Origin of the sequence: Pseudomonas sp. DVZ6, from assembly GCF_024259445.1 — a bacterium.
GTDB classification, from domain to species: Bacteria; Pseudomonadota; Gammaproteobacteria; order Pseudomonadales; family Pseudomonadaceae; genus Aquipseudomonas; species Aquipseudomonas peradeniyensis.
Window position 1 is genome coordinate 19,033 of sequence record NZ_JANCLM010000006.1, and the last position, 14,525, is coordinate 33,557.

A 14,525-nucleotide genomic window follows, 5' to 3' on the forward strand; every position below is an offset into this window, starting at 1 on the left:
CCATAAGGCTTGATCATCAAGCGGGCAGTAAACACTCTAACAAGAGTTTCCGGCTGGCGCATGCGGCACAGGACCGCCCGTGCCAGCCGGTTTGAGAAGCCTGCGTCTTTGCTGTTAAATAGGCACTGTGCCACCCGTGCGGATTGTCAGTGCCGGGTGCATAGGCTGGCCCGCCACGTTTTCGCGCCTACTCGTTCACGCGCACCGTGCGACCAGCTCATCCTGTGATCGGCCTTATCAATGTGAGCCAAACCAATGTTCAAGATCGTCCATCTGGTGACGGGCCTGGCGGCGTTGCTGCTATCGCTCATACCTAGCCTGAAAGCTGACGCAACACCCTTCCTGCAACAACCCGAGGCCGTCTACCTGGCGCTGCTCGGGCTCATCAACCTGGTCATCGCCCCGGTACTGCCGCAGTACTACAAAGGCCTGCGCCAGCAACTGCAACACGCCGCCAGCCTGCTGCTGGTGCTGGCCGTGGTGCTGCAGACCCTCACCCTGCTGGCCCGCCCGGAGCTGGGCAACCTGCCAGCCCTGGCCTGTGCTGTCCTGGCCTGCGCCCTGCACCTGATTGCCAGCTTCGTTCGCGGCACGCGAAAGGCCCGCTCCACCCAGGGCACCTCGCATGACGCAGGCAATCGCGATACCGGCACCGTGAAGTGGTTCAACACGTCCAAGGGCTTCGGCTTCATCTCCCGCGACTCCGGTGACGATATCTTCGTGCACTTTCGCGCCATCCGCGGCGAGGGCCACCGGGTTCTGGTCGAAGGCCAGCGCGTGGAGTTCTCGGTGATGCACCGCGACAAGGGCCTGCAGGCCGAAGACGTGGTCGCCGTCGCGCGCCGCTGACCCTTTGCCGCCGCCGTGCTCAATAATGAGGCGGCGGCGCTTCCTCTCCCCCGCCGCCCTGCTGGCCGGCCATCTCCTCGTAGCGCTTGATCAGCTCCGCCATCTGCAATTGCAAGCGTTCGATCGCCCGGCTCTGCTCGACAATCACATCATTGAGCGCCTGCAAGCTGTCATCCTGGAACGCCTGGCGGGTCTCCAGCTCGATCATGCGCATTTCCAGCTCCTGCGACATCCTCACGCCTCCTTGAAGCTTTCGCCCAGCAGCGCGCGCACTTGCTGGCGAATACCGTCGATCTGCTCCTGGGTGTAGCCGATGGCCGGCACCTTGCCCCACACCGGGGCAGGCCAGGCGGCATCGCCCTGGCGACGCACAATCACGTGCATGTGCAGCTGGCTGACCACGTTGCCCAGGGTCGCGACATTCATCTTGTCGGCGGCGAAGGCATCCTTCAGCGCTTCGGCCAAGGCAGTCGTCTCGACCCATAGCTGCTGCTGGTCCGTGTCCTCGAGCTCGAACACTTCGCTGATATCGGCGCGACGTGGCACCAGGATGAACCAGGGGTAGTTGGCATCCTTGCTCAGCAGCAGGCGGCACAGCGGCAGGTCGCCCAGCACCAGGGAATCCTCCTGCAGACGCGAATCGAGGGTAAACACGGCAAACCTCCTTACAAGCGATTCAGCCCTTCCGAGCGGTCGGGCACAGGCGCGCAAGGATACTCCGCTTCGACCGCTGCCACACCCGTCGACGTCGACCCAGGGCATTTGTGGCACGCGAATGACAACATCAACGCCCCGCTTCGGTAACACTGCGCTACTTTTCGCACCAAAATGATGCCGCTCGTCAGGCCAGCGCCACACATCCTTCACATAAAACAGCCAGGATAAACAATCGACGGTAACACCTTGACTTGGAAGGCAGCTTCACACGCAAACGCAAGGGAGGATCGCACCCCACCGACATACCGGCCGCAGCCCGTGTTTGCGGAGGTTTCCCAGGTCTTTTCGAGGCAAATGTGAAAATTTCATCAAGCGTTCGTGATTTTGAGCACGCTTGTTGCATTCGCTTCACGCCAAGTCGGCACGACCCCTGCATCGCAGGGTGAACGCGACAAATAACAACAGCGGCATCGGATAAACCAGGGAGTTTCACAAGCCGTACTTTGTATTTATACAAATATGACGGTTTCGAGACAGCGCTGGAGTTGTACGCCCTTATATGACAGGCGTGATTTGCGACATGGAGACAACCAACAGCGACATGGCCATAAAGTTACCGAAAGGTTGTTTCTGCCCATATCGCCAAGAATAGTCCGCGTGATATACATTTTCGCCGACATAACAAGAAAGAGCCGGCCCCATAATTAAAATACCCGGGTGCGGCGGTACTCTTCCTAAAAACCAAAGGAGCAAATCACGATGCGCGTGATGAAGTGGAGCATGATCGCCCTGGCCGTAGCGGCAGGGACTTCGCAGCTGGCTGTCGCCTCTTCGCAGGATGAGTCCAAGGGCTTCCTTGAAGACAGCAAACTCAACGTCAAGACCCGGATGCTGTATTTCAGCCGTGACTTCCGCAACAACGACCGGGATGACGAGGGTAACCGTCAGAGCCGCGCCGAAGAGACCGGCCTGGGCTTTGTCGGTACCTACGAATCCGGCTTTACCCAGGGCACTGTGGGCGTAGGCTTCGACGCCGTCGGCATGCTTGGCCTGAAACTGGACAGCGGCAAAGGCCGCGCTGGCACCGGCCTGTTCCCCACCGCTCTCGACGGCCGCTCCCAGGACGACTACTCGAAGGCTGGCGCAGCAGCCAAGTTCCGTATCTCCGACACCGTGCTGAAGGTCGGCGATCAGTTCACCGCCTTGCCGGTGTTTGCTACCGATGACAGCCGCCTGCTGCCCGAAATTGCTCAAGGCGGCCTGATCACCAGCAATGAGATCAAAGGCCTCACCCTGCACGCCGGTCGCTTCACCAGCCTGACCGCTCAAGCAGAAACCAACCGTGACAGTTTCCGCCTCAAGGAAGCCGATGTCCTGGGCGGCACCTACGCCATCACCGATAGCCTGAGCACCAGCGTCTACTACTCGCACGTCGAGGATCACTTCCGTAAATGGTACGGCAACGTCAACTGGGCACTGCCGATCAGCGACAAGCAAGGACTGGTGTTTGACTTCAACATCTATGACACCAAGTCCATTGGCCAGAACCTGACTGGCGCCTGGGTCAAGAAGGCAGACGGCTCCAACAAACTTGACAACATTGCCGCCAGCCTTTCGGCCGCGTACAACATCGGCGCCCACACCTTCACCCTGGCCTTCCAGAAAGTCAGCGGCGACGGCGATTACGCCTATGGCGTAGACGGCGGCGGTACCGTGTTCCTGGCCAACTCCATCGCCCGTTCGGACTTCAACGCCGAAGACGAGAAATCCTGGCAGGCACGCTACGACCTGAACTTTGCCGAGTACGGCATCCCAGGCCTGACCTTCATGACCCGTTACGCCCGCGGTACCGACGCCAAGACCCGCACTACCGATAACGGCTCGGAATGGGAACGCGATATCGACGTTAAATACGTCCTGCAGGAAGGCCCGGCCAAAGACTTGAGCTTCCGCGTACGTCAAGCCACCTACCGCTCCGCAGATGGTGTCTACTACGGCTCCAGCTCGATCGACGAACTGCGCCTGATCGTCGAGTACCCGCTGAGCATCCTGTAAGCCCGCGCTTGCATCGCTCCGCGAATGAAGAAGCCCGGCAATCGCCGGGCTTTTTCTTGGCTGACAGAACCGCGCCAGTGCTGCATTCTGTACGCTTTCGTTTCGCCCCCGTACAATGCGGGGTCATTTCACATTCAGGCAATCGACACGGCCCACCATGCGCACCAGTCAATATTTGCTCGCCACCCAGAAAGAAACCCCGGCCGATGCAGTGGTCATCAGCCACCAGCTCATGCTGCGTGCCGGCATGATCCGCAAACTGGCCTCCGGCCTGTACACCTGGCTGCCGATGGGCCTGCGGGTGATGCGCAAGGTCGAAGCCGTGGTCCGCGAGGAAATGAACGCCGCCGGTGCCCTCGAAGTGCTGATGCCGAGCATCCAGCCGGCCGAACTGTGGCAGGAATCCGGCCGCTGGGAGCAGTACGGCCCCGAGCTGTTGCGCCTGAAAGACCGTCACCAGCGCGACTTCTGCGTCGGCCCGACCCATGAAGAGGTCATCACCGACCTGGCGCGCAACGAGCTGTCCAGCTACAAGCAGCTGCCGCTGAACATGTACCAGATCCAGACCAAGTTCCGTGACGAGATCCGTCCGCGCTTCGGCCTGATGCGCGGCCGCGAGTTCATCATGAAGGACGCCTACTCCTTCCATGCCGACCAGGCTTCCCTGCAGGAAACCTACGACCGCATGCACCTGGCGTACTCCAACATCTTCACCCGCCTGGGCCTGGACTTCCGTCCGGTGCAGGCCGACACCGGCTCCATCGGTGGCAGCTACTCCCATGAATTCCACGTGCTCGCCTCCTCCGGCGAGGACGACGTGATCTTCAGCGACAGCTCCGACTACGCCGCCAACATCGAGAAGGCCGAGGCCATCCCGCGTGAAACCGTGCGCCCGGCCCCGACCGAAGAGCTGCGCCTGGTCGACACCCCGAATGCCAAGACCATCGCCGAACTGGTGGAAAACTTCGGCCTGGCGATCGAGAAGACAGTCAAGACCCTGATCGTGCATGGCGCCGAGGAAGGCAAGCTGGTCGCCCTGATCGTCCGTGGCGACCACGAACTCAACGAGATCAAGGCCGCCAAGCTGGAGCAGGTCGCCGACCCGCTGGTGATGGCGTCCGACGCCGAGCTGCGCGCCGCCATCGGTGCCGGCGCAGGCTCCCTCGGCCCGCTGAACCTGCCGCTGGAGTGCATCATCGACCGCTCGGTCGCCCTGATGAGCGACTTCGGCATCGGCGCCAACATCGACGACAAGCACTACTTCGGTGTGAACTGGGAGCGCGACCTGCCGGTTCCACAAGTTGCCGACCTGCGCAACGTGGTCGAAGGCGACCCGAGCCCGGACGGCCAGGGCACCCTGGTAATCAAGCGCGGCATCGAAGTCGGCCATATCTTCCAGCTCGGCACCAAGTACAGCGAGGCGCTCAAGTGCCAGGTGCTGGGTGAGAACGGCAAGCCTGTCGTGCTGTCCATGGGCTGCTACGGCATCGGCGTGTCCCGCGTGGTCGCTGCCGCCATCGAGCAGAGCTATGACGAAAAAGGCATCATCTGGAACGACGCCCTGGCACCGTTCCAGATCGCTCTGGTACCGCTGCGCTACGAAACCGATGTGGTCCGCGAAGCCACCGACAAGCTGTATGCCGAACTGACCGCTGCCGGCTTCGAAGTGCTGCTGGACGACCGCGACAAGAAGACCAGCCCCGGCATCAAGTTTGCCGACATGGAGCTGATCGGCATTCCGCACCGCATTGTCGTCAGCGACCGCGGCCTGGCCGAAGGCAACCTGGAGTACAAGCACCGCACCGAATCGGAGGCCCAGGCACTGCCGCTCGCGGACGCGCTGTCCTTCCTGCAGGCCCAAATCCGCCGCTGATAACCCGTTACGCGAGTGATCATGTCCAAGCGAAGTACCTACACCCTGGGGGGCGCCGCACTGTGCGGCGCCCTGTTCCTCAGCGGCTGCGCCAACCAGATGTCCCAGCGCAGCGACCACGAGGAGCGCGTCGAGCGCAAGCTGCTCGAGCACAGCCTGCAGATCGACGTCGGCGAGCCGAAGGTGATGGAGCTTCCGCAACGGCGTGTGCGCATCCATGAGCTCAAGCGCTTCGAGGTCACCGAGTTCGAGGTGACCCGCCGCTACGACCGCTACACCCCCTACCAACCCTGGCGGGAGATCTACGAGATCCCGCTTGGTGCGGTAGCGGTAGTGGCCGGTATCGGCGCCAATGTGGTCAACGTGTTCGCCCTGGGCAACCTGCCGGACAGCGTCACCCACGACTGGCTCAGCTATGGCGTGGCAGGCGTCAACCCGTTCATGAACGTGCCGTCCAACGGTCGCGCCCAGCAGAACCTGGCCGGTATCGACGAGGTCGAGAAGGGCAAGCGCGAGGAGTCCATCAGCCTGCCGTGGAACGAGCGCCTGGTTGAGGTCAAAGCCGGCAAGATGACCCACGAGCTGACCACCGACAAGAACGGTGTGCTGCGCCTGAACCTGCTCGACAGCCCGTTCTCCGAGCAGAACCTCAACCATATCGGCACCCTGCACCTGCAGGTGGCCGACGAGGAAAACCAGGTGCGCGGCGACGCCAGCCTGCTGGTCAGTGGCAACCTGCGTGGCAAGCTGCTCGAGGCTCACGAGCTGATCTTCGACGATCTCGAGGACGATGATGTCGGCCAGTGGGTGCACCGGGTCAAGCGCCTGTCGGAGCTGGGCCTGGAAGAAGAAGCCAGTGAACTGGAGCAGAGCCTGATCGAGCTGACCCGCAACGATCCGGAACTGCAGCAGGAATTCCTGCAGACCCTGACCAAGGCCACCGGGCGCCTGGTAGCCGATCCGGGCGTGCAGTAAACAGAAAAGGGGCTGCTTTGCAGCCCATCGCGGGGCGAGCCCGCTCCTACAGGTCCTGTGTTGGCTTTGTAGGAGCGGGCTTGCCCCGCGATGGGCCGCAAGGCGGCCCCTCTTCTATTTATCGTCGAACAACTCCAACTGCTCATGCGCCCCGCGCAGATCACGCAGCCTCACCCCCACCCCCAGCAACCGCACCGGCTTGCCACCCCGGGCAAACGCCTGGCTGAGCAACTGACGGTAACTCTCCAGATCCCTTCCCGCCCCCGCCTGCTCCATCGTGGTCTGGCTGAAGTCATGGAACTTGACCTTGACGAAGGGCTTGTCGGGCCGATAGCTGCTGTCCATCCGCGCTATCCGCTCGTTCAGGCTGACCAGTAGCTCCGGCAGTTTTTCCAGGCAACTGTTCAGATCAGGCAAGTCCTGGTCGTAAGTGTTCTCGACACTCACCGACTGCCGCCGGCTGTCGTTCTGTACCGCACGCTCGTCGATCCCCCGCGCCAGCCCCCACAGCCGCTCGCCGAAACTGCCGAACTCGCGAACCAGCGCCAGCCGCGACCAGTCGCGCAGCGACAGGCAGGTGTCGATCCCCAGGCGCGAGAGCTTGTCCGCCGTCACATTGCCAACCCCGTGCAAGCGCGCCACCGGCAGGTGGGAAACAAACTCTTCCACCTGATCCGGAGTGATGACGAACAGCCCGTTGGGTTTACGCCAGTCACTGGCGATCTTGGCCAGGAACTTGTTCGGCGCCACCCCGGCGGACACCGTGATGTGCAGTTGCTGGGCCACCCGCCGACGAATGTCCTCGGCAATCCGCGTGGCGCTGCCGGCAAACCACTGGCTGTCACTGACATCCAGGTACGCTTCATCCAGGGACAACGGCTCGATCAACTCGGTGTAATCGCGAAAGATCGTGTGGATCTCCCGCGACGCCTCGCGATAGGCCTCGAAGCGCGGCTTGACGATCTCAAGGTCCGGGCACAATTTCATGGCATGTCCGGACGCCATCGCCGAACGCACGCCATAGGCACGCGCTTCATAGTTACAGGTGGCGATCACCCCGCGCTGCCCCGGCTGGCCACCCACCGCCATGGGGCGACCGACCAGGCGCGGGTCGTCACGCATCTCGATGGCGGCGTAGAAACAGTCACAATCAATATGGATGATCTTGCGCAGGGACATGGACGACAGCCACTACTGTAAATTCATACAGATAGTATCCCATGCCCCCACCACTAAACAGTCTGTGCAGGACGATCGGCCTGAAAGCCCCGTCGCGACTGAGGCGCACCCCGATCTGAAGCGCTAAGGGTTTGAACAAAAAAGGTTTTTTTGAACTAAATACTTGACACCACGAAGGAAATCCGTAGAATTCGATCTCACAGGCGCGGGATGGAGCAGCCTGGTAGCTCGTCGGGCTCATAACCCGAAGGTCGTCGGTTCAAATCCGGCTCCCGCAACCAGATTAAAGAAAAGGCCACTGTTTCGACAGTGGCCTTTTTTATTGCCTTTAGATTCTCGATCAGTAAAAACTTTCGAAAAATCAAATAGTAACGCTTGACACTCAGTACGAAATCCGTAGAATTCGATCCCACAGGCGCGGGATGGAGCAGCCTGGTAGCTCGTCGGGCTCATAACCCGAAGGTCGTCGGTTCAAATCCGGCTCCCGCAACCATATTCGTCAGAACAAGCCCCGCTTATCGCAAGATAGTGCGGGGCTTGTTGCATTCCGGCCCCGTAAAAAGCCAATTGCCCCCTTCCCCGCTACCTGCCTCCCTTGCCACGCCCCTGCGGCTGAATGAACTATCTTTAACTATCCTGAAACAGATTAAGCCGTCGGCCCGGAGTAATATTCGGATACGTTTTTCCAAAGGGACTTTCACTTGGCCGTACCTTGCCTGCACCTCGCGCTGACCGCACGAGGCACCCCATGACCGCCCCCACTCCCGAAACCCAGGCACCGCTGACGGCGGCCCTGCCCACGGCTGCCCAGCGCCTGCCCTGGCTGGAGCGCCTGAGCAAGTACCGCCAACCGCTGGGGCTGGCAGTGACCCTGGTGTTGTTCGCCATGGGCCTGATCGCCTGTCGCCACCTGCTCAGCGAACTGGACATTTATGCCCTGCACGATGCCATGCTCAGCGTGCCGGCCAATGCACTGCTCGGCGCGGTCCTGGCCACCGTGGTCGGTTTCGTCATCCTGCTGGGCTATGAGTGGTCCGCCAGTCGCTACGCGGCCGTGCAACTGCCGCCCCGCACCCTGGTGCTGGGCGGCTTCAGCGCCTTCGCCATCGGCAACGCCATTGGCCTGTCGATGCTGTCGGGCGGATCGGTCCGTTATCGCCTCTATGCGCGCCAGGGTCTGGGCGCCGCGGAAGTCGCGCGCATGACCGTATTCGCCAGCCTCTCGCTGGGCTGCGCGCTCCCGCCCCTGGCGGCACTGGCCACGTTGAGCGACCTGTCTGCGGCGGCGACCGCGCTGCGTCTGCCCGCTCCGCTGCTGGGCGGTATCGCGATCGCCGTGCTGGTCGCCGCCGCCGCCTTGGTGATGGGCCTGTATCGCCGGCGCCTGCCTGAACAACCACTGGCCGACAACCTGATGGTGCAATTCGGCCGACGCACCCTGCGCCTGCCGGGTGCGCGCCTGACCGCGCTGCAACTGCTGATCACCGCGCTGGATGTCGCCGCCGCCGCCACCGTGCTCTACCTGCTGCTGCCAGAAGCACCGCCGTTCGGCGCCTTCGTGCTGGTCTACCTGCTCGCCCTCGCCGCCGGCGTGCTCAGCCATGTGCCGGGCGGCGTCGGCGTGTTCGAGGCGATCCTGCTGGCAGCCTTCGCCAACCAGCTGGGTGCCGCGCCGCTGGCGGCCGCACTGTTACTGTACCGGCTGATCTATGTGGTCATGCCGCTGCTGGTGGCCTGTGTGCTGCTGCTGGCCAACGAGGCCCGCCGCCTGATGGTCACCCAACAGGCGATCCGCGCCGCCTCTGGGCTGGCCGCGCCGGTGCTGGCGATCCTGGTGTTCCTCTCCGGCGTGGTGCTGCTGTTCTCCGGCGCCACCCCGGAAATCGACAGCCGCCTGGAACACATGGGCTTCCTGATTCCGCACCGCCTGATCGATGCCTCGCACTTCGGCGCCAGCCTGATCGGCGTGCTCTGCCTGCTGCTCGCCCAGGGTCTGCGTCGGCGCCTGTCGGCCGCCTGGCTGCTGACCACGGTGTTGCTGCTGGTGGGCGCGGTGCTGTCGCTGCTCAAGGGCTTCGACTGGGAAGAAGCCAGCCTGATGTGCTTCACCGCTGCCCTGCTCGCCCTGTTCCGCCGCTCGTTCTACCGCCCCAGCCGCCTGCTGGAGCTGCCGTTCTCGCCGGTGTACCTGGTGGCCAGCGCCTGCGTGGTCGGCGCCTCGGTGTGGTTGCTGTTGTTCGCCTACCAGGACGTGCCCTATACCCACAAGCTGTGGTGGCAGTTCACCCTCGACGCCGACGCGCCGCGCGGCCTGCGTGCCGCCCTCGGCAGCGCCGTGCTGTTGGTGATCGTCGCCCTGACCTGGCTACTGCGCACCGCCCGCCCGGTCATCCACCTGCCGACCGAGGACGAGTTGCAACGCGCCAACCGCATCCTGCTGGCCTCCGACCAGCCCGATGGCGGCCTGGCCCTGACCGGCGACAAGGCGCTGCTGTTCCACCCCAACGACAACGCCTTCCTCATGTATGCCCGCCGCGGTCGTAGTCTGGTGGCCCTGTACGATCCGATCGGCCCGGCCCAGGAGCGCGCCGAGATGATCTGGCAGTTCCGCGACCTGTGCGACCTGCACCATGCGCGCCCGGTGTTCTACCAGGTGCGCGCGGAGAACCTGCCGTTCTACATGGACATCGGCCTGACCGCGATCAAGCTCGGCGAAGAGGCCCGGGTCGACCTGCGGCGCTTCGACATCGATGCCAAGGGCAAGGAGATGAAGGACCTGCGCTACACCTGGAACCGAGGCGGACGCGACGGCCTGAGCCTGGAGATCCATGAACCCGGCCAGGCGCCACTGGCCGAGCTCAAGGAAATCTCCGACGCCTGGCTCGGCGGCAAGAACGTGCGCGAGAAAGGTTTCTCCCTTGGCCGCTTCAGCCCCGAATACCTGCAGCATTTCCGCATCGCGCTGATCCGCTTCCAGGGCCGTCCGGTGGCCTTCGCCAACCTGCTGGAAACCCACAGCAACGAGCTGGCCAGTCTCGACCTGATGCGCGCGCACCCGGAGGCGCCGAAACTGACCATGGAATTCATGATGGTCGGCCTGATCCTGCACTACAAGAGCCATGACTATGGCCGTTTCAGCCTGGGGATGGTCCCCCTCTCCGGGCTGCAGCCGCGCCGTGGCGCCCCCTTGACCCAGCGCCTGGGCTCGATGGTGTTCCAGCGCGGCGAGCAGCTCTACAACTTCCAGGGCCTGCGGCGCTTCAAGGACAAGTTCCAGCCGGACTGGGAACCCCGCTACATGGCCGTGCCGGCCGGGCTCGACCCGCTGGTGGCACTGGCTGACACCGCCGCCCTGATCGCTGGCGGCCTGACTGGATTGGTGAAACGTTGATGATCCGACGCTATTGGCTGTACGTACTGATTCCCCTGCTGCTGGCCGTGCTGGCCGGCGGCGCGGCCTTCTGGCTGTGGACCCGGCCGGCGCCCGAGGCGCGCCTGGAGCACCTCACCCTCGACGACGGCAGCGCCCTGACCCGCGCCACCCCCGGCGTGCATGCCAAGGCCCGGGTGGCCATCGGCGTGCCCCAGGACCAGGCCCTGACCGACAAGCAGCTGCTCGACCTGAGCCAGGCCGGCGAGGCCCAGCTGGTGCAGGTGATCCTGCCGCCCGCCGACTGCGCCAAGCAGCAGGCGGCGATGGACCAGGCCCTCACCCGCCTGGCCGACAAGCCGACTCTGGTCGCCGGCATCGGCCCGGGCGCAGCCCAGGCCTGGCGCTGGCTGGCCGCGCAGGGCGACGTCAAGGCCCGGGCGATCTCGGTGGACTTCACCGTCGAGCAACCCGGCTGCCAGGCCGCCCTGCCCAAGTCCGCCGCCCACGGCCACTGGAACGTGGCCTGGAACGACAACCCGGATGACGCCAGCGCCGCCTTCGTGCGCGACCAGGCCAACGCCGAGACCAGCATCGCCGACTACGACATCCACCTGCCCCAGGTGCTCAAGGCCCAGCTGACCCAGGCCCTGGTCGGCCACGACGGCAACGCCTTGGCGATTCCGGTGGTGGAAGTCCCGGCTGGGCAGACCACCGACACCGTGACCCTGTTCCTTTCCGGCGACGGTGGCTGGCGCGACCTGGACCGCGACGTGGCCGGCGAGATGGCCAAACTCGGCTACCCGGTGGTCGGCATCGACACCCTGCGCTACTACTGGCAGCACAAGACTCCGGAACAGAGCGCCGCCGACCTCTCTGAACTGATGCAGCACTACCGCCAGAAATGGGGCACCAAGCGCTTCGTGCTGACCGGTTACTCGTTCGGCGCCGACGTGCTGCCGGCCATCTACAACCGCCTCTCCGAGGAAGACCAGAAGCGCATCGACGCGGTGATCCTGCTGGCCTTCGCCCGCAGCGGCAGCTTCGAGATCGAGGTGGAAGGCTGGTTGGGCAAGGAAGGTCAGGAGGCGCCGACCGGGCCGGAGATGGCCAGGTTGCCGGCAGCGAAGGTGGTGTGCATCTACGGTGTGGAAGAGACCGACGAAAGCGGCTGCACCGACAAGACCGCCGTGGGCGAGCGCATGAAGCTGCCGGGCGGCCATCACTTCGACGAGAACTACCCGGCGCTGGCCAAGCGCCTGATCGGCGAGATCGAGACCCGCCAGGGAAAGGCCAACGTCGCTGAGAAATGATAGGAAAAGGGACAAGCCCGCTCCTACAGGCGACCTCGTCCCTCTGTAGGAGCGGCCTTGTGCCGCGAATGGGCTGCAAAGCAGCCCCGGCAATCTTGAACTGGAGCGGTCATACCCCCAAAAAACGCAAGAACCTTGAAAGGGGTGCCCCTCAAATCTCGACCTGCGTCCCCAACTCGATCACCCGATTGAGCGGCAGGTTGAAGAACCGCAGATTGCCGTTGGCGTTCTTCAGCAGGAACGCAAAGAGGTTCCCGCGCCAGCGCGACATGCCCTCGAGGCGCGAGGCGATCACCGTTTCCCGACTGAGGAAGTAGGTGGTGCGCATCGGGCTGAAGTCCAGTTCGTCCAGGTGGCACAGTTTCAGCGCCGCCGGCACGTCCGGCTCGTCCATGAAGCCAAAGTGCAGCAGCACCCGGAAGAACCCGTCGCCATAGGCCTCCACCTCGAACCGCTCCTGCTCCGGCACTCGTGGCCGGTCTTCGCTGACCACCGTCAGCAGCACCACCTGGCTGTGCAACACCTGGTTGTGCAGCATGTTGTGCAGCAGCGCATGGGGCACGGCATCAGGCCGGGCGGTGAGGAACACCGCGGTGCCCTCGACCCGGTGCGGCGGCTGCACGCGGATGCTGCCGATGAACACCGGCAACGGCAATCCGCCCTCGTCGATGCGCTCGACCAGGATCTGCTTGCCGCGCTTCCAGGTGCTCATCAGCACGAACAGCACGATCCCCGCCAACACCGGGAAGGCACCGCCCTGGACGATCTTCGGCACGTTGGCGGCGAAGAACAGCCCGTCGACGAACAGGAAGCCCACCAGCAGCGGTACCGCCAGCACCGGTGGCCACTTCCACAGCAGCAGCATGACCGCCGAGACCAAGATGGTGGTCATCAGCATGGTACCGGTCACCGCCACGCCATAGGCTGCGGCCAGGGCGCCGGACGACTCGAAGCCGATCACCAGCAGCACCACGCCAACCATCAGCGCCCAGTTCACCGCACCGATGTAGATCTGCCCCTGCTCGTCGCTGGAGGTGTGCTGGATCTGCATACGCGGCACGTAGCCCAGCTGGATGGCCTGGCGGGTCAGGGAGAAGGCCCCCGAGATCACCGCCTGGGAAGCAATCACCGTGGCCATGGTGGCCAGCCCGACCAGCGGCAGCAGCGCCCAACTCGGCGCCAGCAAGTAGAACGGATTGCGCGCCGCCTCCGGGTTTTGCAGCAGTATCGCCCCCTGGCCAAAGTAGTTGAGCACCAGCGCTGGCAGCACCAGGGCGAACCAGGCGCGGGCGATCGGCTTGCGGCCGAAGTGGCCCATATCGGCGTACAGGGCCTCGGCGCCGGTCAGCGCCAGCACCACGGCACCGAGAATGGCCACGCCCATGCCCGGATGAACGATGAAGAAATTCAGCGCCCAGCCCGGGTTGAAGGCCTTGAGTACTTCCGGGCTCTGCGAGATGCCGTGTACCCCCAGCGCCCCCAGCACCACGAACCAGGTGACCATGATCGGGCCGAACAGCTTGCCGATCTTCTCGGTACCGTGCTTCTGCACCAGGAAAAGCGCCACCAGCACCACAAGCGAGATCGGCACCACCCAGTGGTCGATGCCCTCGAAGGCCAGGCCCATGCCCTCAACCGCCGACAACACCGACACCGCCGGGGTGATCATGCTGTCGCCGTAGAACAGCGAGGCGCCGACCAGACCGCAGCCGACCATCAGCATGCGCAAGCGCGGGTACTGCGCCGTGGCCCGCCGCGCCAGCGCGGTCAGGGCCATGGTGCCGCCCTCGCCCTGGTTGTCGGCGCGCAGGATGAACATCACGTACTTGAACGACACCACCCACAGCAGCGACCAGAGGATCAACGACAGGATGCCCAGCACCCCGTCATGGTTGACCTGTACGCCATAACCACCGGTAAAGACCTCTTTGAGGGTGTACAGCGGGCTGGTGCCGATATCGCCATAGACCACCCCCACGGCGGCCACCAACAGGCCCAGCGGCCGTGCCGCGCCCTGCCCGCCTTCGGCGTGACTGCTTGCCTGAACCATCGACCACTCCCGCAGACGGCCATCTAGACCGGTTGAATTCCTACCCGCGCCGGGCCATCCCGGAAGCCCCGGCGCAACGGCGCGAAGCATAGCGCAGCGTTCGTCGTATTTCTGCTGGTAAAGCGACCTTGCGCTCGCTAGAATTGCGCACTTTTTGATCAGAGGCGCCAAAAAGCGCCCGTCAAGATCGCCCGCGATTCCAGC

The 14,525-nt window shown here is 63.8% G+C and carries 10 protein-coding genes and 2 tRNA genes; 8 read left to right on the forward strand and 4 right to left on the reverse strand.

What is annotated here, in order from left to right; genetic code table 11:
• Positions 1 to 255 precede the first annotated feature (255 nt).
• Positions 256 to 849, forward strand: a complete 594-nt coding sequence (locus tag NMG10_RS25955; protein WP_269806812.1) for a cold shock domain-containing protein — start codon at positions 256 to 258, stop codon at positions 847 to 849.
• A gap of 19 nt (positions 850 to 868) precedes the next feature.
• On the opposite strand, the gene NMG10_RS05040 is transcribed toward NMG10_RS25955, so the two are convergent.
• Together NMG10_RS05040 and NMG10_RS05045 are read right to left on the reverse strand one after the other, a co-directional pair.
• A complete protein-coding gene (locus tag NMG10_RS05040; RefSeq protein WP_232857160.1) occupies positions 869 to 1,081 on the reverse strand; it encodes a SlyX family protein in 213 nt (70 codons plus the stop codon).
• Between the two features lie 2 nt (positions 1,082 to 1,083).
• Entirely contained in the window at positions 1,084 to 1,503 is a 420-nt protein-coding gene (locus NMG10_RS05045) for an HIT domain-containing protein (RefSeq protein ID WP_232857159.1), read from the reverse strand.
• 762 nt (positions 1,504 to 2,265) lie between these two features.
• On the opposite strand from NMG10_RS05045, the gene NMG10_RS05050 reads away from it, so the two are divergent.
• The 3 genes from NMG10_RS05050 (at position 2,266) to NMG10_RS05060 (ending at position 6,409) form a co-directional block, all read left to right on the forward strand.
• Complete coding sequence (locus NMG10_RS05050; protein WP_232857158.1) at positions 2,266 to 3,561, forward strand: OprD family porin; 1,296 nt, start codon at positions 2,266 to 2,268, stop codon at positions 3,559 to 3,561.
• Between the two features lie 157 nt (positions 3,562 to 3,718).
• Positions 3,719 to 5,434 (forward strand): proline--tRNA ligase, encoded by a 1,716-nt coding sequence (locus NMG10_RS05055; protein WP_203651240.1) that lies wholly within the window; start codon positions 3,719 to 3,721, stop codon positions 5,432 to 5,434.
• Positions 5,435 to 5,455: 21 nt separating this feature from the next.
• Complete coding sequence (locus NMG10_RS05060; RefSeq protein WP_203651239.1) at positions 5,456 to 6,409, forward strand: hypothetical protein; 954 nt, start codon at positions 5,456 to 5,458, stop codon at positions 6,407 to 6,409.
• 114 nt (positions 6,410 to 6,523) lie between these two features.
• On the opposite strand, the gene dinB is transcribed toward NMG10_RS05060, so the two are convergent.
• Complete coding sequence (gene dinB, locus NMG10_RS05065) at positions 6,524 to 7,582, reverse strand: DNA polymerase IV (protein WP_254463943.1); 1,059 nt, start codon at positions 7,580 to 7,582, stop codon at positions 6,524 to 6,526.
• 210 nt (positions 7,583 to 7,792) lie between these two features.
• On the opposite strand from dinB, the gene NMG10_RS05070 reads away from it, so the two are divergent.
• The 4 genes from NMG10_RS05070 to NMG10_RS05085 all read left to right on the forward strand — a co-directional run bounded on the left by NMG10_RS05070 (position 7,793) and on the right by NMG10_RS05085 (position 12,271).
• Positions 7,793 to 7,869, forward strand: a tRNA-Met gene (locus NMG10_RS05070).
• A 135-nt stretch (positions 7,870 to 8,004) separates the two neighbouring features.
• Positions 8,005 to 8,081: transfer RNA gene (locus tag NMG10_RS05075), tRNA-Met, on the forward strand.
• 255 nt (positions 8,082 to 8,336) lie between these two features.
• On the forward strand, positions 8,337 to 10,979 hold the full coding sequence (mprF, locus tag NMG10_RS05080) for a bifunctional lysylphosphatidylglycerol flippase/synthetase MprF (RefSeq protein WP_254463905.1): 2,643 nt from the start codon (positions 8,337 to 8,339) through the stop codon (positions 10,977 to 10,979).
• Positions 10,979 to 12,271: a virulence factor family protein gene (locus NMG10_RS05085; RefSeq protein WP_254463906.1), complete on the forward strand. Its 1,293-nt coding sequence runs from the start codon at positions 10,979 to 10,981 to the stop codon at positions 12,269 to 12,271. Before mprF ends, NMG10_RS05085 begins: the two co-directional genes overlap by 1 nt.
• Positions 12,272 to 12,422: 151 nt before the next feature.
• On the opposite strand, the gene NMG10_RS05090 is transcribed toward NMG10_RS05085, so the two are convergent.
• On the reverse strand, positions 12,423 to 14,321 hold the full coding sequence (locus tag NMG10_RS05090) for a potassium transporter Kup (protein WP_232856849.1): 1,899 nt from the start codon (positions 14,319 to 14,321) through the stop codon (positions 12,423 to 12,425).
• Positions 14,322 to 14,525: the final 204 nt, after the last annotated feature.

What these genes read in the sequence shown, in the direction of transcription:
- NMG10_RS25955 (WP_269806812.1), top strand. Translation starts at nt 256, where the DNA reads ATGTTCAAGATCGTCCATCTGGTGACGGGCCTGGCGGCGTTGCTGCTA.
- NMG10_RS05040 (WP_232857160.1), bottom strand. Translation starts at nt 1,081, where the DNA reads ATGTCGCAGGAGCTGGAAATGCGCATGATCGAGCTGGAGACCCGCCAG.
- NMG10_RS05050 (WP_232857158.1), top strand. Translation starts at nt 2,266, where the DNA reads ATGCGCGTGATGAAGTGGAGCATGATCGCCCTGGCCGTAGCGGCAGGG.
- NMG10_RS05055 (WP_203651240.1), top strand. Translation starts at nt 3,719, where the DNA reads ATGCGCACCAGTCAATATTTGCTCGCCACCCAGAAAGAAACCCCGGCC.
- NMG10_RS05060 (WP_203651239.1), top strand. Translation starts at nt 5,456, where the DNA reads ATGTCCAAGCGAAGTACCTACACCCTGGGGGGCGCCGCACTGTGCGGC.
- mprF (WP_254463905.1), top strand. Translation starts at nt 8,337, where the DNA reads ATGACCGCCCCCACTCCCGAAACCCAGGCACCGCTGACGGCGGCCCTG.
- NMG10_RS05085 (WP_254463906.1), top strand. Translation starts at nt 10,979, where the DNA reads ATGATCCGACGCTATTGGCTGTACGTACTGATTCCCCTGCTGCTGGCC.
- NMG10_RS05090 (WP_232856849.1), bottom strand. Translation starts at nt 14,321, where the DNA reads ATGGTTCAGGCAAGCAGTCACGCCGAAGGCGGGCAGGGCGCGGCACGG.